The sequence below is a fragment of the Caulobacter rhizosphaerae genome (assembly GCF_010977555.1).
Classification (GTDB): Bacteria; Pseudomonadota; Alphaproteobacteria; order Caulobacterales; family Caulobacteraceae; genus Caulobacter; species Caulobacter rhizosphaerae.
Window position 1 is genome coordinate 75,211 of the sequence record NZ_CP048815.1, and the last position, 19,677, is coordinate 94,887.

Annotated in this window: 15 protein-coding genes; 11 read left to right on the forward strand and 4 right to left on the reverse strand. The window is 70.4% G+C overall.

Going from position 1 to position 19,677, the window contains the following annotated elements; genetic code table 11:
* The first annotated feature begins 50 nt into the window (after positions 1-50).
* A complete protein-coding gene (locus G3M57_RS00355) occupies positions 51-755 on the forward strand; it encodes a glycosyltransferase family protein (RefSeq protein WP_056758084.1) in 705 nt (234 codons plus the stop codon).
* A gap of 111 nt (positions 756-866) precedes the next feature.
* Here G3M57_RS00355 and ald read toward each other — a convergent pair whose 3' ends face one another.
* Positions 867-1,979, reverse strand: coding sequence for an alanine dehydrogenase (gene ald / locus G3M57_RS00360; RefSeq protein ID WP_056758102.1), 1,113 nt, complete (start codon positions 1,977-1,979; stop codon positions 867-869).
* Between the two features lie 120 nt (positions 1,980-2,099).
* On the opposite strand from ald, the gene G3M57_RS00365 reads away from it, so the two are divergent.
* From G3M57_RS00365 to G3M57_RS00395, 7 genes are all read left to right on the forward strand, one after another.
* Entirely contained in the window at positions 2,100-2,573 is a 474-nt protein-coding gene (locus tag G3M57_RS00365) for an Lrp/AsnC family transcriptional regulator (RefSeq protein ID WP_056758081.1), read from the forward strand.
* A gap of 80 nt (positions 2,574-2,653) precedes the next feature.
* Positions 2,654-3,487: a carbonic anhydrase gene (locus G3M57_RS00370; protein ID WP_163228344.1), complete on the forward strand. Its 834-nt coding sequence runs from the start codon at positions 2,654-2,656 to the stop codon at positions 3,485-3,487.
* A gap of 67 nt (positions 3,488-3,554) precedes the next feature.
* Positions 3,555-8,588 (forward strand): alpha-2-macroglobulin family protein, encoded by a 5,034-nt coding sequence (locus G3M57_RS00375; protein WP_163228345.1) that lies wholly within the window; start codon positions 3,555-3,557, stop codon positions 8,586-8,588.
* Between the two features lie 149 nt (positions 8,589-8,737).
* Positions 8,738-10,786 (forward strand): penicillin-binding protein 1C, encoded by a 2,049-nt coding sequence (pbpC, locus tag G3M57_RS00380; RefSeq protein ID WP_056758071.1) that lies wholly within the window; start codon positions 8,738-8,740, stop codon positions 10,784-10,786.
* Between the two features lie 52 nt (positions 10,787-10,838).
* Positions 10,839-11,252: an MbcA/ParS/Xre antitoxin family protein gene (locus G3M57_RS00385; protein WP_056758067.1), complete on the forward strand. Its 414-nt coding sequence runs from the start codon at positions 10,839-10,841 to the stop codon at positions 11,250-11,252.
* Positions 11,249-12,013 (forward strand): RES family NAD+ phosphorylase, encoded by a 765-nt coding sequence (locus G3M57_RS00390; RefSeq protein WP_163228346.1) that lies wholly within the window; start codon positions 11,249-11,251, stop codon positions 12,011-12,013. Before G3M57_RS00385 ends, G3M57_RS00390 begins: the two co-directional genes overlap by 4 nt.
* 133 nt (positions 12,014-12,146) lie before the next feature.
* Positions 12,147-12,554, forward strand: coding sequence for a hypothetical protein (locus tag G3M57_RS00395; protein WP_163228347.1), 408 nt, complete (start codon positions 12,147-12,149; stop codon positions 12,552-12,554).
* Positions 12,555-12,571: 17 nt separating this feature from the next.
* On the opposite strand, the gene G3M57_RS00400 is transcribed toward G3M57_RS00395, so the two are convergent.
* Genes G3M57_RS00400 through G3M57_RS00410 form a run of 3 tightly spaced genes read right to left on the reverse strand, consistent with a single transcriptional unit; the run spans position 12,572 to position 14,518 of the window.
* The gene (locus tag G3M57_RS00400; protein ID WP_056758054.1) at positions 12,572-13,198 is read right to left on the reverse strand and encodes a carbonic anhydrase; all 627 of its coding nucleotides are present in this window, start codon (positions 13,196-13,198) and stop codon (positions 12,572-12,574) included.
* Positions 13,191-13,832, reverse strand: coding sequence for a maleylacetoacetate isomerase (gene maiA / locus G3M57_RS00405; protein WP_163228348.1), 642 nt, complete (start codon positions 13,830-13,832; stop codon positions 13,191-13,193). The genes G3M57_RS00400 and maiA overlap by 8 nt, the downstream gene beginning before the upstream one ends.
* Positions 13,833-13,840: 8 nt before the next feature.
* Positions 13,841-14,518: a fumarylacetoacetate hydrolase family protein gene (locus G3M57_RS00410; RefSeq protein WP_163228349.1), complete on the reverse strand. Its 678-nt coding sequence runs from the start codon at positions 14,516-14,518 to the stop codon at positions 13,841-13,843.
* Between the two features lie 190 nt (positions 14,519-14,708).
* On the opposite strand from G3M57_RS00410, the gene G3M57_RS00415 reads away from it, so the two are divergent.
* The 3 genes from G3M57_RS00415 to G3M57_RS00425 are packed head-to-tail and all read left to right on the forward strand — an operon-like array spanning position 14,709 to position 19,668.
* Positions 14,709-15,587, forward strand: a complete 879-nt coding sequence (locus G3M57_RS00415; protein WP_056758047.1) for an ABC transporter ATP-binding protein — start codon at positions 14,709-14,711, stop codon at positions 15,585-15,587.
* A gap of 26 nt (positions 15,588-15,613) precedes the next feature.
* The gene (locus G3M57_RS00420) at positions 15,614-19,237 is read left to right on the forward strand and encodes an ABC transporter permease/M1 family aminopeptidase (protein WP_163228350.1); all 3,624 of its coding nucleotides are present in this window, start codon (positions 15,614-15,616) and stop codon (positions 19,235-19,237) included.
* On the forward strand, positions 19,234-19,668 hold the full coding sequence (locus G3M57_RS00425) for a PaaI family thioesterase (RefSeq protein WP_056758043.1): 435 nt from the start codon (positions 19,234-19,236) through the stop codon (positions 19,666-19,668). The genes G3M57_RS00420 and G3M57_RS00425 overlap by 4 nt, the downstream gene beginning before the upstream one ends.
* The last annotated feature ends 9 nt before the right edge of the window (positions 19,669-19,677 follow it).

Sequence of the window (19,677 nt, forward strand, 5' to 3'; positions counted from 1 at the left end):
GGCTCAGCCTCGGAGAAAGCGCTGAGAAGCAAAAGAGGGAGCCGAACGCCATGATCCTCGCCGTCGTCCAGGCCCGCATGGGCTCCAAGCGTCTGCCCGGCAAGGCCGTCGCCACCCTCCAGGGCCAGCCGATGATCCTGCGCCAGCTGGAACGGCTGCGCGGCGCCCGGCGCCTGACCAAGATCATCGTCGCCACCAGCAGCGACCCCGCCGACGACGGCCTGGCCGGCCTGGTGGTGTCGCGCGGCTACGCCGTGCACCGCGGCGCGGGCAGCGACATCCTCGACCGCATCGCCCGCTGCGCCGAGGCCGCCGGGCCGGTCAGCCACATCGTTCGCGTCAAGGGCGACGCGCCGTTCGTCGATCCGGCCGTGATCGACGAGGCCGTCCGCCTGGCCCAGGCCACCGGCGCGGCCTACACCTCCAACCGTGTGGAGCGCACCTTTCCGGCCGGGCTGGAGGTCGAGGTGGTCACCGTCGAGGCGCTGCGCGTCGCCGCCGCCGAGGTTCGCGACCCCCTGGCCATGATCTCGCCGACCGCCGCCATCCGCGAGCGGCCCGATCGTTTCCGGCAGGCCCACCTGAAGGCCCATCGCGACTGGTCGCACTACGACTGGCGGGTCAAGACCCCGGCCGACCTGGCCTTCGCCCGCTCGATCTACGACGCGCTGTATCCGGCCGACCCAGGCTTTTCGATGCACGACGTGCTGGACCTGGTGGAGAGCCACCAAGACCTGGGCCGGTTCGCGGCCTAGGCCTTGCGTCCTTCGAGGCTCGGCTGCACCTCGCACCTCAGGATGAGGAAAGCAGTAAATCGCTCCTCATCCTGAGGCGCCCACGCAGTGGGCCTCGAAGGGCGCAGGGCGCTACTTCCAAGCCCCATACGGGTCCACCGACGTCTTGCCCAGCGCCTCGGCCACGGCCGGGTGGGTCAGTTCGCCCGCCAGGACGTTGAGGCCCTTGGCCAGGTGGACGTTGCTCTTCAGCGCGTCCAGGCCGTGGTCGGCCAGGGCCAGGCCGAAGGGCAGGGTGGCGTTGCCCAGGGCTTCCGACGAGGTGCGCGGCGCCGCGCCCGGCATGTTGGCCACGCAGTAGTGGACGACGCCGTCGACCGTGTAGGTCGGCTCGGCGTGGGTGGTCGGGTGGCTGGTCTCGAAACAGCCGCCCTGGTCGATCGACACGTCGACCAGCACCGAGCCGGGCTTCATCTTGGCCAGGTGCTCGCGCTTGACCAGCTTGGGCGCGGCGGCCCCGGCGGTCAGCACCGCGCCGATGATCACGTCGGCCTTGAGGATCTCGTCCTCGACGGCGGCGATCGTCGAATAGCGGGTCAGGATGCGGCCCTGGTACAGGTCGTCCAGCTCGCGCATCCGGGGGATCGAGCGCTCCAGCACCACGACCTCGGCGCCGAGGCCGGCGGCCATGCGGGCGGCGTTGGAGCCGACCACGCCGCCGCCCAGCACCGCCACCCGGGCCGGGGGCACGCCGGGCACGCCGCACAGCAGCAGGCCCATGCCGCCATTATGCTTGAGCAGGGTCTCGGCGGCGCTGAACACCGCGATGCGGCCGGCCACTTCCGACATCGGAGCCAGCAGCGGCAGGCCGCCGCGCGCGTCGGTGACGGTCTCGTAGGCGATGGCCGCGCAGCCCGAGGCCAGCAGGCCCTCGGTCTGGGCGGGGTCGGGCGCCAGGTGGAGGTAGGTGAACAGGATGTGGCGGGGCGTCAGGCGCTCCCACTCGACCTTCTGCGGTTCCTTGACCTTGATGATCAGCTCGGCGCCCGCGAACACCGCGTCGGCGTCGGGCGCGATGGTCGCGCCGGCCTTGACGTAGAGGTCGTCGCCATAGCCGGCCCCCAGGCCCGCGCCGGCCTGGACCAGCACCGCGTGGCCATGGCCCACATACTCGCGCACGGCGGTAGGGGTCAGGCCGACGCGGTGTTCGCCCGGTTTGATCTCGGAAGGCACTCCAACGCGCATGATCGTCTCCTCCAAAAGGTCTTTGACGCTGGTTTACGCCTGGGTGAACGCAGGTTCCCGGGGAGTTTCATGCGCCCGTAACCGTGGTATGCAGGATCCCATCACGATGGAGCCCTTTCGGTGAAGAAACCTGCGGCCAACCTCGACGCCTTCGACCGGAAGCTGCTGAACCTGCTCCAGAGGCGAGGCCGGGCCAGCTATGTGGAAATGGCCGAGGCGGTGAATCTTTCCGAATCCGCCTGCCTGCGCCGGGTGAAGGCGTTGGAAGAAACCGGGGTGATCGGGCGCTACGCCGCGGTGATCGACGAGCGGGCGGTGGGCCTGCCGCTCAGCGTCTTCGTCACCGTCACCCTGTCGTCCCAGGCCGAGGCGACGCTCAGCGTCTTCGAGAAGGCCATCGCCAATGTCCGCGAGGTGGCCGAGTGCTACCTGATGACCGGCGGCTCGGACTATCTGCTGCGGCTGGTGGTGGCCGACGTCGACGACCTGGAGCGGGTGCACGCCCAGGAGCTGACGCGGATCCCGGGCGTGGTGCGGGTCAGCTCGTCGATCGCCCTGCGCACGGTGGTCAAGCGTGTCGAATTGCCGCTTTGAGGCGAGCCCGCCGTTGCGGCGGGATTAACCTTCCCCTGGCAGGACTGTAGGCCACCGCGTTGCACTCGTCGGGGGATGAGATGGTTTCGAGACGTCTGCTGCTGGGCGCCCTGGCGTCCGGCCTCGCCGCGCCGGCCCTGGCCTGGGCCGAGGGCAACGATCCCGCCACGCCATCGATCCTGACCCGCAAGGGCCGGCGCACGCGCCGGGCCCTGAAGTCCCAGCCCACCGACAAGGCCGCGCTGGACAAGGCCCTGGCCCAGGTCAAGCCGCTGGAAGCGCCCGATGCGGTCGAGCCGGCCGAGGTGCATCCGCCCCAGCTGGTCAGCCCCGACGAGGCGCTGGGCCGCCTCAAGCAGGGCAACGCCATCTTCGCGCGCGGCGGCGCCAGCATCGTCCTGCCGACCATGGTCCGCATCGCCGAGCTGTCCAAGGGCCAGAAGCCGTTCGCGGTGATCGTCGGCTGCAGCGACAGCCGCGTCGGTCCGGAACTGGTCTTCGACTGCAATCTGGGTGAGCTGTTCGTGGTCCGCGTGGCCGGCTCGACCGTCAGCCAGGAGGGCCTCGGCTCGATCGTCTACGCCGTCGAGCACCTGGGCGCGCCGCTGGTCGTCGTCCTGGGCCACAGCAAGTGCGGCGCGGTCGGCGCGGCGGTGGACGTGGCCACCAAGCACAGCGAACTGCACGGCTCGCTTTTGAACATGGTGCTGCCGATCATCCCCGCGGTGCTGGAGGCGCAGGAGACCCACCCGGCCGACCTGCAGGACGCGGCGATCCATCAGAATGTCCGCGACGTCGCCGCCCGCCTGAGGGTGGCCGACGGGACCCTGGCCGAAAAGCTGAGCGAAGGCCGGCTGAAGATCGTCTCGGCCACCTACGACCTGGCCAGCGGCGTGGTGGCGTTCGACGCCTAGACCCCGTTGACCCCTTCCCCGGCTTAGGTTCAAGTCCCCCCGACACGCTAAGGTTGGGGAGGCAGGGATGTCGACGGACGAGACGCCGCCGCAAGGCGGCCATGAGCCCAAGACGTCCCGCTGGGCGGCCTTCAAGGCCGGGATCCCGGCCGGGCTGAAGTCGCCGCTGGTCGCGGTCGGCGCAGCCGCCCTGGTGGCCGGCTTCGGCGGCGGTTTCGCGGTCGGCAAGGTCGCCGATTTCGGCTGGTTCGGCCACAAGGCGGCGACGGCCGAGGCCCCCAAGGGCCAGGCCTGGTCGCTGTTCGGCAAGCCCCGCTCGGCCGGCGCCCCGCGGCGCGGTATCCCCAAGCCGGAAGGCTTCGCCGTCTGGCGCAGCCGCATCGACAGTTCCGGCGCCGAGCCGATGGCCTGTGTCCAGATGAGCAAGCCGCTGGACCCGTCCAAGGCCTATGCCGACTTCGTGCTGATCTCGCCGGACCTGGGCCGACAGCCGGCCGTGCGGGTCAAGGACGACGAGCTGTGCATCGGCGGCGTCGGCTTCACCGACCACCGCGTCACCCTGCTCAAGGGCCTGCCCGGTCGAGGCGGCGAGACCCTGGCCGCCAACGCCGACGTCGACTTCACCTTTGGCGAGAAGCCGCCCTATGTCGGCTTCGCCGGCGACGGCGTGATCCTGCCGCGCGAGGAGTCCGACGGCGTGGCCCTGGAGACCATGAACGTCTCCAAACTGGCCATCGAGGTCTGGCGGGTGTCGGACCGCAATCTGGTGCGCAAGTCGATCGGCGCCCCCGACCCGACCGGCGAAGGCGACTACGCCAGCGACTATGGCGATGACAGCCCCGACGACGAAGGCCGCCAGGTCTGGAAGGGCGTGATCGACGTGCAGGGCGCGGCGGGCCAGAAGGCTACGACCGTCTTCCCGCTGGGCGCGGTGCTGAAGGAAATGAAGCCCGGCGGCTATGTGATCAAGGCGCGCGACGCCTCGGGCGGCCGCGACCCGACCGGCGAGGGCGACCCCACCCCGGCCCAGGCTCGCCGCTGGATCATGTTCACCGACATGGCCTTGATCGGCTACGACGGGGCCGAATCCCTGGACGTGGTGGTCCGCTCGCTGAAGAGCGCCAAGACCGTGGCCGGCGTGCGCGTGGCCCTGGTGGCCAAGGACGGCGAGGACCTGGCGGTGGCCAAGACCGACGCCGACGGCCGGGCGCACTTCGCCCACGCCCTGCTCGAGGGCGACGGGGCGGCGCGGGCCAAGATGGTCATGGCCTATGGCGACCAGGGCGACCTGGCGGTGCTGGACCTGGATCGCTCGCCGGTCGACCTGTCCAAGCAGGGCGTCGGCGGCCGCACCGAGTCCGACGGCGGCCGGGCGCTCAGCAGCGACATCGACGGCTATCTCTACGCCGATCGCGGCATCTACCGCCCCGGCGAGACCGTGCACCTGACGGCCATGGTCCGCGATCGCCTGGCCAAGGCGGTCAACGACCGCAAGGGCTACATTCTCGTCAAGCGGCCCTCGGGCGTGGAGTTCAAGCGCTACAACTTCAGCCGCGCCGACGCCGGCGCGGTGCTGGCCGACATCGCACTCCCCCGGAGTGCTCCGCGCGGCCGCTGGACGGCGGTGCTGAAGATGGAAGGGTCCGACGCCGAGGCCGGGTCGTTCAGCTTCAGCGTCGAGGACTTCGCCCCGCAACGACTGGCGGTCACCGCTACGGGCCAGGAGTCCGTGCCGGTCGCGGCCGGCCAGGAGCGCAAGATCGACGTCTCGGCCCGCTTCCTCTACGGCGCGCCGGGCGCGGGCCTGCAGACCCAGGGCGAGGCGCGACTGCGCACCGACACCGACCCCTTCCCGCAGTACAAGGGCTATGAGTGGGGCGACGACCTGGCGCCCTTCGACGAGAAGTTCATCGAGCTGGGCACGACCGTCACCGACGGCGACGGCCACGCCATGCTGAACCTGGGAACGGGCGAAGCCGGCGACACCGCCCAGCCGCTGGTGGCGGCGGTGACGGCCTCGGTGTTCGAGCCGGGCGGCCGTCCCGTGCGCGAGGGCCTGGAGCTGAAGGTGCGCGGCAAGCCCGTGTACTATGGCGTCAAGGTTGAGCAGGGCGACGCCGGGAACGGCGATCCGCCGGTCAGCCTGGAGATGATCGCGGTCAACGCCGCCGGGGCGCGGATTTCGTCGACGGCGACCTACACCCTGATCAGCGAGAACTGGAACTACGACTGGTTCCAGCAAGACGGCCGCTGGCAGTGGCGGCGCACCAGCCGCGACGCGGTCGTGGCCAAGGCCACGGTCAATATCGGCGCCGGCGCCCCCGCGCGCTTCAACCGCCGCCTGGGCTGGGGCGACTACCGCCTGGTGGTCGAAGGGCCGGACGGCGCCAAGTCCGTGACCAAGTTCTCGTCGGGCTGGGGTTCGCCGGCCAAGGAAGGCGAGGCGCCCGACTTCGTGCGGGTCAGCGCCGGGACCAAGGCCTACGCCCAGGGCGACACGGTGGAGATCACCCTGAAGTCGCCCTATGCCGGCCAAGCCCAGGTGGCGGTGGCCACCGACCGGCTGATCGACTTCAAGACGCTGAGCGTCGGCGAGAACGGCACGACCGTGCGCCTGAAGACCTCGGCCGCCTGGGGCGGCGGGGCCTATGTGATGGTCACCGTGATCCAGCCGCGCGACCCGGTCAGCTCGCCCAAGCCCAAGCGGGCCCTGGGCTTGATCTACGTGCCGCTGGAGCCCAAGGGCCGCAAGCTGACGGTCGACATCGGCACGCCGGTGAAGCTGGACAGCAAGGCCCCGGTCGACGTGCCGATCAAGGTCCAGGGCCTGGGCTTCGGCCAGAAGGCCAAGGTCACCATCGCCGCCGTCGACGAAGGCATCCTGCGCCTGACCCGCCAGGACAGCCCCGATCCGGCCAAGTGGTATTTCGGCAAGCGGGCCCTGACCCTGAACTATCGCGACGACTACGGCCGCCTGCTGGATCCCAACATGGGCGCGCCGGCCAATGTCAATTTCGGCGCCGACGAGCTGGGCGGCGAGGGCCTGACGGTGACGCCGATCAAGACCGTGGCTTTGTGGTCGGGGATCGTCGAGACGGGGATGGACGGCAAGGCGGTGGTCAAGCTTCCCGCAGCCGACTTCAACGGCGAGCTTAGGATCATGGCCGTGGCTTGGACCGACAACGCCGTCGGCTCGGGCTCCAAGGCCATGACCGTGCGCCAGCCGGTGGTGGCCGACCTCAACCTGCCGCGCTTCCTGGCCCCCGGCGACAAGCCGATGGCGACGCTGGAGCTGCACAATGTGGAGGGCAAGGCCGGGGCCTATACGGTCGAGGCCAACGCCACCAACGGCATCGCCGTGGCCTTCAGGAAGGTGATCACCCTGGTCCTGGGCCAGCGGATCGCCGAGAAGATCCCTTTCCTGGCCCCGACCGTGACCGGGATCGGCAAGGTCGGCTTCAAGGTGTCCGGCCTCGGCTTCCAGACGGCCAAGGACTATCCGATCCAGACCCGCCTGGGCTGGGGCGACGTGGTGCGCACGACGACCGAACTGCAGCAGCCGGGCATGAGCTACACGCCCAGCGCCCAGCTGCTGTCGGGCCTGGCGGCCGGCGACATCACCCTGCAGGTCAGCTACTCGCCGTTCCGGGGCTTCGACCCCTCGGCGATCGCCGTGGCCCTGCAGCGTTACCCGTACGGCTGCACCGAGCAGCTGGTCTCGACCGCCTATCCGCTGCTGTACGCCCAGGGCGTCTCCAGCGATCCCAAGCTCAAGCGCAATCCGGCCATCCTGGCCGGGGCGGTGGGCAAGCTGCTGGATCGCCAGACCCTGGACGGGGCCTTCGGCCTGTGGCGGGTGGGCGACGGCGAGGCCGACGCCTGGCTGGGCGCCTACGCCACCGACTTCCTGGTCGACGCCAAGGCCCAGGGGATCGCCGTGCCGGACGAGGCGATGGACAAGGCGCTGAACGCCATGCGCCAGATCAGCCGTCCCGACGGCTGGAGCTCGGTGTCCTATCGCCTGGAATATCCCGAATGGTGGGGCCGCACGCCCGACGACTCCAAGAAGGCCACCGAGCGCATGCGTCGCCGGGCCAGCGCCTACGCCCTCTATGTGATGGCCAAGGCCGGACGCGGCGACCTGGCGCGGCTGCGCTGGTGGCACGACGTGCAGATGAAGGACGAGGACCAGCCCCTGGCCAAGGCCCAGGTGGCGGCCGGCCTGGCCCTGATGGGCGACCAGGCCCGGGCCCGCTCGGCCATGCGCCAGGCGGTCCGCTCGCTGGGCTGGCGCGACGACGCCGACTGGTACCAGAGCCCGCTGCGCGACGTCGCCGCGGTCACCGCCCTGGCGGTCCAGGCCGGCCAGGGCGACATCGCCCGCCAGCTGCAGGGCCGCTTGGAGAACGTGGTCAAGGATCCCGACGCCCTGAACACCCAGGAGCAGGCGGCGGTGCTGTCGGCGGCCTACCAGCTGCTGAAGGCGGCCGGGCCGATGACCATCGACGCCCAGGGCGTGACCGCCTTGCCGCCGGCCGGCGGCGCCCCGCGCTGGGCGGTGGGCAAGCTGGCGGACGCCCGCTTCGTCAACAACGGCAAGGGCGCCCTGTGGAGGACGGTCAGCGTGCGCGGCACGCCGGTCGCCGCCCCGGGGGCCGAGGCCAACGGGATCTCGGTGTCCAAGCGCCTGTTCTCGATGAACGGCGGGGCGATCGACCCAGCCCAGATCCACCAGGGCGACCGGGTGATCGTGCTGGTGTCCGGCCGCTCGATGCAGGCCCGCTCGACCGCCCTGGTGGTCGACGACGCCCTGCCGGCCGGCTTCGAGATCGAGACCACCCTGGGCGCCGACGACGCCCAGAACGGGCCGTTCAAGTTCCTGGGCGAGCTGACCAACCCGGATGTCCAGGAGAGCCGCGACGACCGTTACATCGCCGCGCTGGACCTGGGTGGCGAGAAGCCGTTCGCCATGGCCTATGTGGCGCGGGCCGTGACGCCGGGCGAGTTCTTCCTGCCTGGGGCGATCGCCAAGGACATGTACCGGCCGAGCCTGAACGCACGGTCGGAAGCGGGACGGATCACGGTGGCGGCGGGGCAATAGGGGTGTTCTGACTTGCCCCACCTGGCGGCTTCGCCGCCTGTCCGCCCCCATTGGGGGGCGGAGCCTTCGGGCTTGAGGCTCTTCCCCCTCCGGGGGAAGACGGTCGCGAAGCGACCCGTAGGGGGCAAGGTGAGTCGGCCGTAGCGAACATGACCACGATCCCCCGCCTCACCCGCGTCCTCGTCGCCTTCGTCGCCGTCCAGGTGCTGCTGTTCGCCCTCAGCGCCGCCTTCCCGCCGGACATGGCGCGGGCGAAACGCTCGTCGCCCGTGGTGCTGGACCATCGCGGCGCCTGGCTGCGGGCCCTGCCGGTCGAGGACGGGCGCTGGCGGGTGCGGGCGGACCTCCAGCGCACCGATCCCACCTTCCAGAAGCGACTGATCGCGGTCGAGGACGCGCGGTTCTACGGCCACCTCGGCGTCGATCCGCTGGCCCTGGTCCGGGCGGTCGGCTCGGCGGCGGTCCATGGCCGGGCCACCTCGGGGGCCTCGACCCTGACCATGCAGACCGCCCGCCTGCTGGAGCCCCGGCCGCGCAATCTCGGCTCGAAGCTGGTCGAGATGGTCCGCGCCGCCCAGCTGGAGGCGCGACTGACCAAGCAGCAGATCTTGGCGCTCTACCTGACCCTGGCCCCCTATGGCGGCAACCTGGAAGGCGTGCGGGCCGCCAGCCTGGCCTATTTCGGGCATGAGCCGACCAGCCTGACCGATGGCGAGCAGGCGCTGCTGATCGCCCTGCCGCAGTCGCCCGAGGCCCGTCGCCCGGATCGCCGGCCCGAAGCGGCCCGCGCCGCCCGCCGCGCCGTGCTGGACAAGATGGTGAGAGCGCGGGTGCTGACCGAGGCCGCCGCGTCAGAGGCCGACGCCGAGCCGATCCCCCGCCGGGCTCCGTTCCCGACCCTGGCCTGGCACGCGGCCGGCGAGCTGGCCCTGGCCGCGCCGCCCGGCCAGCCCAGCGTGGTCTCGACGATCGACGCCGACCTGCAGACGCGGCTGGAGCCGATGGCCGCCGCCGTCGCCGCAGCCCAGGGCCCGGACGTCACCGCCGCCATCCTGGTGGTCCAGATCAAGGGCCGCGCCGTGCGGGCCCTGGTCGGCTCGGCCGGGCGCGAGCGGCCTGGCGGCTGGATCGACCTGACCCGCGCCATCCGCTCGCCCGGCTCGGCCCTGAAGCCGTTCATCTACGCCTTCGCCTTCGACGACGGCGCCCTGGCCCCCGATACCCAGATCGACGACGCCGCCACCCGCTTCGCCGACTACCAGCCCGAGAACTTCGACCACGTGTTCCACGACAAGGTCACCGCCCGCGAGGCCCTGGCCTATTCGCTGAACGTGCCGGCCGTCGCCACCCTGGAGAAGATCGGCCCCGACGCGTTCGCGGCGCGGCTGGAGAGCAGCGGCGTGCGGCTGGTGCGGCCGAAGACGGCGATCAAGGCCTCGGGCCTGGCCCTGGCCTTGGGCGGGGCGGGGATCACGCCGCGCGACATGGCCGTGCTCTACGCCGCCCTCGGCGACGGCGGGGTCGCCAAGCCCCTGGCCTTCACCGAGGCCGAGGCGAAGTCGCGCGAGCACATGGGCGGGACCCGCATCGTCCGCCCCGAGGCCGCGGCCCAGGTGCTGGACATCCTGCGCGAGGCCCCCGCGCCGCGCGGCCGCGCGCCCTCGGCCCTGACCCGCGGCGGACCGGCCATGGCCTTCAAGACCGGCACCTCGTACGGCTTCCGCGACGCGGTGGCGGCCGGGGTGGTCGGCGGCTATGCGATCATCGTCTGGACCGGCCGGGCGGACGGCGGGGCCCGCGGCGGCCTGACCGGCCGCGACGCGGCCCTGCCGCTGCTGTTCGACGTCGCCGACGTGATCGACGCCCCGACCCTCGCCCCCCGCGCCATCGCCCCCAAGGCCGCCCCCGGCGCGCTGCAACGGCTGCAACAGGTGTCCGAAGGCCCGCGGCTGATCTTTCCGCCCGACGGCGCGACGGTGCAGGTCGACAGCGTCGGCCCCGGCGCGCGCGGCCTGGTCATGGCGGCCGGCGGCGAGGACCTGACCTGGTACGTGGCCGGCGCGCCCCTGTCGGTCGACCCGGTCAGCGGCAAGGTGATCTGGCGGCCCGCCGCGCCGGGCTTCTACCGGTTGAAGGTCGTGGACAGCCAGGGCCGGGCGGCCTCGGCGCGGGTGCGGATTAAGGCGCCGACCGGCTGAAAGTTGCCATTTGGCAGCGTATGAACTATATTCGGCCAGAGAGGTATTCCGCATGTCCCTGGTCACCCTGGTCGACACCGAGCCCAAGGCCTTCGCCGCCGAGCCGATCTCGGACGAGGAGGCGGCGGCCATGTTCCGCGCCGCGGTCAACCTGCTGAAGCTGTGGGGCGTCACCGACGAGGAGGCCGCCGTGCTGCTGGACATGCCGGTCCGGTCCTACCGCCGCTGGAAGGCCGGCGAGATCGGGCGGGTCGACCGCGACGGCAGGGCGCGGCTGTCGAACCTGATGGGGATCCACAAGGCCCTGCGGCTGATCTTCCAGGAGCCCCAGCGCGGCTACGCCTGGATCAAGGCGGCCAACACCGCGTTCGGCGGGCGATCGGCCCTGCAGGTGATGCTGGGCGGCGAACTGACCGACCTGATGCGGGTGCGCCGCTACCTGGACGCCGAGCGCGGGGCCTGGTGATCGACCTTTCGGCCATCCCGCGCGCGCCGATCGTCTGGCGCGGCGCGGTCCGGATCATCCGCAGCGCCTGGCCGCCGATCGACCTGTTCGAGGACATCGCCGACCCGGCCGACTGGCCGCTGCTGATCGCGGCCGAGCAGAAGACCAATCCGCGCCTGATGGAGACCATCGGCAACCTCGACCTGGTGCCGCAGGACCGGCGGGTGGCCGGGGCGGGGGCCAGCTATCTGATGGCGCCGTTCACCCACGTCAGCCCCGACCGGCCCAGCCGGTTCAGCGCCGGGGCGTTCGGGGTGCTGTATGTCGCCGACCGCTTCGAGGTCGCCCTGTCCGAGACCATCCACCACCACGCCCGGTTCATGGCCGCCACCGCCCAGGCGCCGGGCTGGACCTCGCAGTTCCGCGAGATCCTGCTGGACGTGCGGGCCGCGCTGCACGACCTGCGCGGCGGCGACCCGGCGTTCGCGCCGGCGCTCGATCCCGACGACTACCGGCCGGGCCAGGCCTTGGGCGCGAGGCTTCGCGCCGCCGGTTCGGAAGGCGTGGTCTATCCCAGTCAGCGCCACCGGGGCGGCTGGTGCGTGGGGCTGTTCTACCCGGATCTGGCCGCGAACGCCGTCCAGGGCCGGCATCTGGACTACCACTGGGACGGCGCCCGCGTGGACCTGATCCGCGAGCCGGCGACGGGGAAGGTGTTCCGGGTGGAGGCTCCCGGTCCAACTGCGTCCGAAAGTCTTCCGGACGAGGCGTTCGGGCCTTGACCTTGGCTGGGCGCCGCCCCTCTTTTCCCGCATGAGGCCGCGCCCCGAGACCGTCATCGCCCAATATTCCCTCGCCAAGGTCTCGGCCTGGGTCGGCGGCGTTCTGGGATTGGGCGCCTGTCTTTGGGCCTATGTGGCCGTTTCGGTCGCGTACGGCGTTCGCGAGCGCCATCCCTCGGACTACGCGGTCGCAACGGGCCTGGCGCTGATTTTCGTGACGGCGGCCGGTGTCGTCGCCCTGGGCGTGGCGCTTACGGGCGGGGTCGCCATCGCGGTCGTTGAAGACACTTTCGTGTTCAACTTCCTGTTTTCGCGTCGGCGGGTCTCAAGGGACGACGCCAAGGAAGCCCTGGCGGCGCAATATGTGAATGACACGCCCTTTCGAGGGGGCACGGGCTATCAGCCGCCGCCAATCATCCTGCCGCAACTGACCTTGCGACGGCGTGGTCAGGCGGATCTGACGATGCGCACCGCCCTTATGAAGGAGACCGCAGAGACGATCGCCGCGCGCATGAACGCGGTGATCCGGCCGACCGAATAGGCGCTGCCCACGTCGCCTCAGCCTGCCCCGCTGGCGACCCGCTCGTAGTCTTCCAGGCTGGAGATCCCGACGTTCAGGTCCGTGACCAGGCCGTTGCCCAGCGCATAGACCCAGCCGTGGACCGACAGCGGTTGGCCGCGCGCCCAGGCGTCTTGGACGAAGACGTCGGAGGCGACGTTGCGCACCTGGCGGATGACGTTCAGCTCGCACAGGCGGTTGAGCTTGTCCTTCTGGGTCGGCAGGGCGTCCAGTTCGTGCTTGTGCTCGGCATGGACCTCGCGGATCGGGTGCAGCCAGTGGTCGACCAGGCCGCGCCGCTGGCCGTCGATGGCCGCCGCCACGCCGCCGCAGCCATAGTGGCCCACGACCATCACGTGCTTGACCTTGATCACGTCGACCGCGAACTGCAGCACCGACAGGTAGTTGGCGTCCTGCGGCGGGGCCAGGTTGGCGACGTTGCGGTGAACGAACAGCTCGCCCGGGTCCAGGCCGACGATCTCGTTGGCCGGCACCCGGCTGTCGCTGCAGCCGATCCACAGATATTCCGGGCTCTGCTGGCCCTCCAGGCGTTTGAAGAACTGGGGGTCGGCCTCGGTCTTGCGCAGCGACCAGGCCAGGTTGTTGCTTTTCAGGTCTTCAAGCATGGATGGCGTCCGGCTGTTGGTTGGGGTGGGCGGCCGCGAAGGCCGGGTGCGCACGGGCGCGCTCGGCGACCGCGCGGATGGCGGGGAACGGCGCCAGGTCGGTCCTGAAGCGCTCGGCGTTGTAGACCTGCGGGACCAGGCAGCAATCGGCCAGGGTCGGCGTGTCGCCGAAGGCGTAGTCGCCGCCGTGGCGGGCGACCAGCGTCTCCAGGGCGCTGAAGCCGTCGGTGATCCAGCGCCCGATCCAGGCCTCGCGGCCCGGCTCGTCGACGCCCAGGTCGGTCAGGGCGCGCAGGATGCGCAGGTTGTTCACCGGATGGATGTCGCTGGCGACGATCTGGGCCATCGACCGCACGACGGCGCGGTCGAACGGATCGGCCGGCAGCAGGGCGGGCTGCGGAACGGTCTCGTCCAGCCACTCCAGGATCGCCAGGCTCTGGGTCAGGGTCCTGCCGCCCACTTCAAGGGCGGGTAAAAGCCGTTGCGGGTTCAGGGCGGCGAAGGCTGGCGCCTGATGCTGGTTGGCGACCAGGTTCACCGGCGCGATGTCATAGGCCAGGCCCTTGAGGTTCAGGCCGATCCGCACCCGGTAGGCGGCGCTGGACCGCCAGGCGCTGTGGAGGGTGAGCTGCATGGCCCGCCTCAGACGACGGTGAAGGCGAGCTTGCCGACGCCCTCGACGGCGCCCTCGACCCGGTCGCCCCGGCCCAGGGCGCCCACGCCCTCGGGGGTGCCGGTGAAGATCAGGTCGCCGGCCGCCAGGGTCCACAGCTTGGAGGCCTCGGCGATGATCTCGGGAACGGTCCAGATCATGGCGGCGACCTGGCCGCTCTGGCGAAGCTGGCCGTTGACCGACAGGGTGATCGCGCCGTCCGGCCTGGCCCGCTCGGCCGGGACAATGGCGCTGATCGGGGCGCTGGCGTCGAAGCCCTTGGCCGCGTCCCAGGGATGGCTCTTGGTCTTGGCGGCGGCTTGCAGGTCGCGCCGGGTCAAGTCGACGCCCACGGCGTAGCCGAACACGTGGCCCATGGCCTCTTCCACCGCGATGTTGGCGCCGCCCGACTTCAGGGCGACCACCAGTTCGATCTCGTGATGCAGCTCGTGGGTGGCGACCGGGTAGGGGACCTTGTCGCCCAGGACGATGGCGTCGGCGGGCTTGGCGAAGAAGAACGGCGGATCGCGCTGGTCGGCGCCCATTTCGCGGGCGTGGGCGGCGTAGTTGCGGCCGACGCAGAGGATCCGGCGCACCGGAAAGACGGAGTCGCCGCCGTCGACCGGAACCGTGGGTTGGGCGGGCGGGGAAAAGGCGAAGGTCGTCATGGCGCCTGATTAGACCCAAACCCGCTTCGCCAAAAGTCACCTTCGTGAGGACATGATCGTGCAACACGCTGGCGATCACATCCGTCTAAACGTTCTTTCACTTGCCCCGACCGGCGGCGACAAGGCATGACGGTCGGGCAATTGTGGCGAAAACCCGCCATGCCGACGTCGAAGGGGCTTGCGACCGACGATGCTGATCATCGAGAACCTGACTCACGTCTACGCCAACGGCGTGAAGGCCCTCGATGAGGTCAACCTGACGATCCCCCGCGGCATGTACGGCCTGCTGGGCCCGAACGGCGCGGGCAAGTCGACCCTGATGCGCACCGTGGCCACCCTGCAGTCGCCGACCTCGGGCCATATCCGCTTCGGCGACATCGACGTGCTCAAGTCGCCCGACCAGCTGCGCCGCATCCTGGGCTACCTGCCGCAGGACTTCGGCGTCTATCCGCGCGTCTCGGCCTACGACATGCTGGACCACATGGCGGTGCTGAAGGGGATCGCCGGGACCAGGGAGCGCAAGGACGTCGTCGAGAGCCTGCTCAACCAGGTCAATCTGTGGAACGTGCGCAAGAAGGCCATCGCCGGCTTCTCGGGCGGCATGCGCCAGCGGTTCGGCATCGCCCAGGCCCTGATCGGCGACCCGCGCCTGATCATCGTCGACGAGCCCACCGCCGGTCTCGACCCGGAGGAGCGCAACCGCTTCCTGAACCTGCTGGCCGAGATCGGCGAGAACGTGGTCGTGATCCTGTCGACCCACATCGTTGAGGACGTCTCCGACCTTTGCCCGGCCATGGCGATCATCTGCGACGGCCGCATCGTCAAGGAAGGCGCGCCCGCCGACCTGGTCCGCCAGCTGTCGGGCCGCATCTGGAAGAAGGTCATCGACAAGGCCGAGCTCGAGGCGGCCAAGGCCCGCCACCAGGTGATCTCCACCCGCCTGCTGGCCGGCCGCACGGTGATCCACGTCCTGGCCGACCAGGACCCCGGCGACGGCTTCGACCTCGTGGAGGGCGGGCTGGAGGACGTCTATTTCTCCACCCTGTCCAACACCCGGTGCGCGGCCTGATGGGCATGGAAACGGGGCGCGCGGGCATGTTCGGAAAAGTCGCCGCCTTCGAATTCCGCTACCAGGCGCGCCAGCCCGTGTTCTGGGTCGGGGTGATCATCTTCTTCCTGCTGGCCTTCGCGACGGTCGCCGCGCCTAATATCGTCCAGTTGGGCTCCACGGCCAATGTGCACAAGAACGCGGCGACGGTGATCGCCAACGCCAACCTGTTCTTCGCCCTGGTCTACATGTTCGTCACGGCCGCCTTCGTGGCCAACATCATCGTGCGCGACGAGGACACCGGCTTCGACGGCATCCTGCGCTCCACGCCGCTGACCAAGTTCGACTATCTGTACGGCCGGTTCGTCGGCGCCTTCGCCGCCACGGCCCTGTCGTTCCTGGCCGCGCCCGCCGGCATGGCGCTGGGCGCGGTGATGTGGTGGGTCGACCCCGACAGCGTCGGGCCGTTCGTGCTGAACCACTATCTGTTCGCCTATTTCGTCCTGGCCCTGCCGTCGCTGCTGCTGACCTCGGCGACCTTTTTCGCGGTGACCACCGTCACGCGGTCGATGATGTGGACCTATGTGGGCGTCATCGCCTTCATGGTGGCCACTTTCATCAGCGGCTCCATGCTCAGCCAGCCCGGCCTGGAGAAGGTGGCGGCGCTGTGGGAGCCGCTCGGCGGCGGCGCCTACGGCCTGGCGGTGCGCTACTGGACGGCGGCCGAGCGCAACACCCAGATCCCGCCCCTGACGGGCTACCTGCTGGCCAACCGGCTGATCTGGATCGGCGTCTCCCTGGCCCTGGTCGCCGCGGCCTACTGGCTGTTCGACCTGCGCAAGGGCGACGGGGCGACCCGGGTCCGGCGCGACAAGTCCGGGGCCGACGCCGCGCCGCGCCCGACCGAGGTCGTCCATGGCGTCCCCCGCTTCGACGCGCCGTCCCGCTGGGCCCAGCTGTGGGCCCGCACGCGCCTGGACGCCCGCCAGGTGTTCGTCAGCCCGGCCTATCTGGTGCTGGTCGGCCTGGCCGCGGCCCTGTCGATCTTCAACCTGTGGCGCGTGGCCGACGACAGCCTCTATGGCGGCGCCATCTATCCGGTGACCCGGGCGATGATCCGGGCCCTGAACGGCATCTTCCCGTTCATTTCGCTGATCATCGCTTCGTTCTACGCCGGCGAGCTGGTCTGGCGCGAGCAGGACCGGCGCACGCACGAGCTGATCGACGTCACCCCGATCCCCGACTGGGCCTTCGTGGTCCCCAAGACCCTGGCCATCAGCCTGGTGCTGCTGTCGACCTTCCTGGCCGGGGTGGCCGTGGCGGTGACCATTCAGCTGATCAAGGGCTACACCCACCTGGAGCTGGTCAACTACCTGGTCTGGTGGGTGCTGCCCCAGGCCGCCGACTGCGTCCTGCTGGCGGCCCTGGCGGTGTTCATCCAGGTGCTGTCGCCGCACAAGTTCATCGGCTGGGGCCTGATGGTGCTCTACATCATCGGCACCATCGTCGCCGCCAGCTGGGGGCTGGAGCACAACCTCTACCTCTATGACGGCGCGCCGGTCGCGCCGATCTCCGACTTCAACGGCCTGAGCCGGTTCTGGATCGGGGCCTGGTGGTTCCGCCTCTACTGGGCTGCGTTCGCGGTGGTGCTGCTGGTGCTGTGCCACGTGTCGTGGCGGCGCGGGACCGAGAGCCGGCTGTGGCCGCGCCTGGCCGCCGCGCCCCGCCGGCTGATGGGGCCGCCCGGCCTGATCGCCGCCGGCGCCCTGCTGACCTTCGCCGGCGTCGGCGCCTTCATCTACATGAACACCAACGTCTGGAACGCGTACCGCACCACGATCAGCAACGAGCGCTGGACGGCCGACTACGAGAAGGCCCTGCTGCCGTTCGAGAACACGCCCCAGCCCAAGATCGCCGCGGTCAAGCTGGACGTCGACATCCATCCCTGCGCCCCGCGCATCGACACCAAGGGCGTCTACGAGATCGAGAACCGCACCGACAAGCCGCTGCGCGAGATCCACGTCCGCTTCGACCGCGACCTGAAGGTGCTGGCCCTGTCGATCGAAGGCGCCCGGCCCAAGCGCACCTTTGAGCGGTTCAACTACCGGATCTTCGCCTTCGACACCCCGATGCAGCCGGGCGAGCGGCGCTCGATGTCGTTCACCACCGCCCGCGTGGCCCTGGGCTTCCCCAACAGCGGCCCCGACACCCGCATGGTCGACAACGGGACCTTCATCAACGACCAGCAGCTGGCCCCGTCCCTGGGCATGGACCGCAACGGCCTGCTGACCGACCGCAGCAAGCGGCGCAAGTACGGCCTGCCGCCCGAGCTGCGGCCGGCGAGGCTGGGCGACGTCGCCTCGCGGCAGTTCAACGGCCTGCGCCGCGACAGCGACTGGGTGACCGCCGACATCACGGTGACCACCGACGCCGACCAGACGCCGATGGCCCCGGGCTACAAGGTGGCGGAGCGCATCTGGCGCGAGTCGGCCGACATGAGCGGTCCGGTCGGCAAGGCCGGCGACCGGCGCACGGCGCGGTTCGTGACCGAAGCCCCGATCCTGCACTTCTTCTCGATCCAGTCGGCTCGTTACGCGGTGCGGACCGAGCCCTACAAGGGCGTCCAGCTGGCGGTCTACTACCACCCGGCCCACGCCTGGAACGTCGACCGGATGATCAGTTCGATGAAACGGTCGCTGGACTACGACCAGGCCAACTTCAGCCCCTACCAGTTCCGCCAGCTGCGCTACCTGGAGTTCCCGGCCTACGAGAACTTCGCCCAGTCGTTCGCCAACACCATCCCATGGTCCGAGAACCTGGGCTTCGTGTCCAAGTACGAAGACCCGACCAAGATCGACATGGTCACCTATGTCGGGGCCCACGAGGTCGCCCACCAGTGGTGGGCCCACCAGCTGATCGGCGCCGACCAGCAGGGCGGGGCGGCCCTGTCCGAGACCCTGGCCCAGTACTCGGCCCTGATGGTGATGAAGAAGACCTACGGCGAGCCGATGATCCGCAAGTTCCTGAAGTACGAGCTGGATCGCTACCTGCGGGCCCGGGGCGGCGAGGTGATCGAGGAGCTGCCGCTGCGCCAGGTCGAAAGCCAGCCCTACATCTACTACAACAAGGGCTCGCTGGTGATGTACCGGCTGGCCGACGAGATCGGCGAGGACAAGGTCAACGCCGCCCTGCGCGAGATGCTGGCGACCTACGCCTTCAAGGGCCCGCCCTATCCGACCGCCCTGGACCTGGTCGCCGCCCTGCGCCGCCACGCCCCGGCCGACAAGCAGGCGCTGATCTCCGACCTGTTCGAGAAGATCACCCTCTATGACCTGAAGACCACCATGGCCACGGCCCGCAAGCGGCCCGACGGCCGCTACGACGTCACCCTGACGGTGCAGGCGAAGAAGCTCTACGCCCAGGGCCGCGGCCAGGAGCAGGAGGCGCCGATGAGCGAGCCGATGGCCGTCGGCCTGTTCACCCTGGAGCCGGGCAAGAAGGGCTTCGGCGCCGACAAGGTCGTGGCCTTCGAACGCCGGACGATCCGCTCGGGGACCCAGACCCTGACCTTCGTGACCAGGACCTTGCCCAAGGCGGCGGGGGTGGATCCCTACAACATGGTCATCGACCGCAACGGCGATGACAACACCACCAAGGTCGAACTGAGGTGAGCGCCGCGCCCGATCCCGCGACGCTGAAGCTCGACGCGGCGGCGCTCAACGCCTTCCTGGCCAAGGCCTTTCCCGAGGCCGAGACGCACCGTCCCGAGGTGGTCGAGGCCGAGCCGGGCCGGGTGCTGGTGCGCCAGGCCTTCGCCAGCCGAACCCTGCGGCCGGGCGGGCTGATCTCCGGGCCGGCCCAGATGGGCGTGGCCGACGTGGCGGCCTACGCCCTGGTCCTGGCCCATATCGGCGAGGTGGCCATGGCGGTGACCTCGTCCCTGACCATCCATTTCCTGCGCGGCGCCAAGCCGGGCGACCTCCACGCCGAGGGGACCCTGCTGAAGCTCGGCCGGCGGATCGCGACGGTCGAGGTGCTGGTCTGGTCGGAATCGCGCGAGCGAGCCGCCGCCAAGGCGACGGTCGCCTACGCGATTCCGTAGCCAGGCGCG

What these genes read in the sequence shown, in the direction of transcription:
- ald (WP_056758102.1), bottom strand. Translation starts at nt 1,979, where the DNA reads ATGCGCGTTGGAGTGCCTTCCGAGATCAAACCGGGCGAACACCGCGTC.
- G3M57_RS00375 (WP_163228345.1), top strand. Translation starts at nt 3,555, where the DNA reads ATGTCGACGGACGAGACGCCGCCGCAAGGCGGCCATGAGCCCAAGACG.
- G3M57_RS00385 (WP_056758067.1), top strand. Translation starts at nt 10,839, where the DNA reads ATGTCCCTGGTCACCCTGGTCGACACCGAGCCCAAGGCCTTCGCCGCC.
- G3M57_RS00420 (WP_163228350.1), top strand. Translation starts at nt 15,614, where the DNA reads ATGTTCGGAAAAGTCGCCGCCTTCGAATTCCGCTACCAGGCGCGCCAG.
- G3M57_RS00410 (WP_163228349.1), bottom strand. Translation starts at nt 14,518, where the DNA reads ATGACGACCTTCGCCTTTTCCCCGCCCGCCCAACCCACGGTTCCGGTC.
- maiA (WP_163228348.1), bottom strand. Translation starts at nt 13,832, where the DNA reads ATGCAGCTCACCCTCCACAGCGCCTGGCGGTCCAGCGCCGCCTACCGG.
- pbpC (WP_056758071.1), top strand. Translation starts at nt 8,738, where the DNA reads ATGACCACGATCCCCCGCCTCACCCGCGTCCTCGTCGCCTTCGTCGCC.
- G3M57_RS00370 (WP_163228344.1), top strand. Translation starts at nt 2,654, where the DNA reads ATGGTTTCGAGACGTCTGCTGCTGGGCGCCCTGGCGTCCGGCCTCGCC.
- G3M57_RS00355 (WP_056758084.1), top strand. Translation starts at nt 51, where the DNA reads ATGATCCTCGCCGTCGTCCAGGCCCGCATGGGCTCCAAGCGTCTGCCC.
- G3M57_RS00400 (WP_056758054.1), bottom strand. Translation starts at nt 13,198, where the DNA reads ATGCTTGAAGACCTGAAAAGCAACAACCTGGCCTGGTCGCTGCGCAAG.
- G3M57_RS00415 (WP_056758047.1), top strand. Translation starts at nt 14,709, where the DNA reads ATGCTGATCATCGAGAACCTGACTCACGTCTACGCCAACGGCGTGAAG.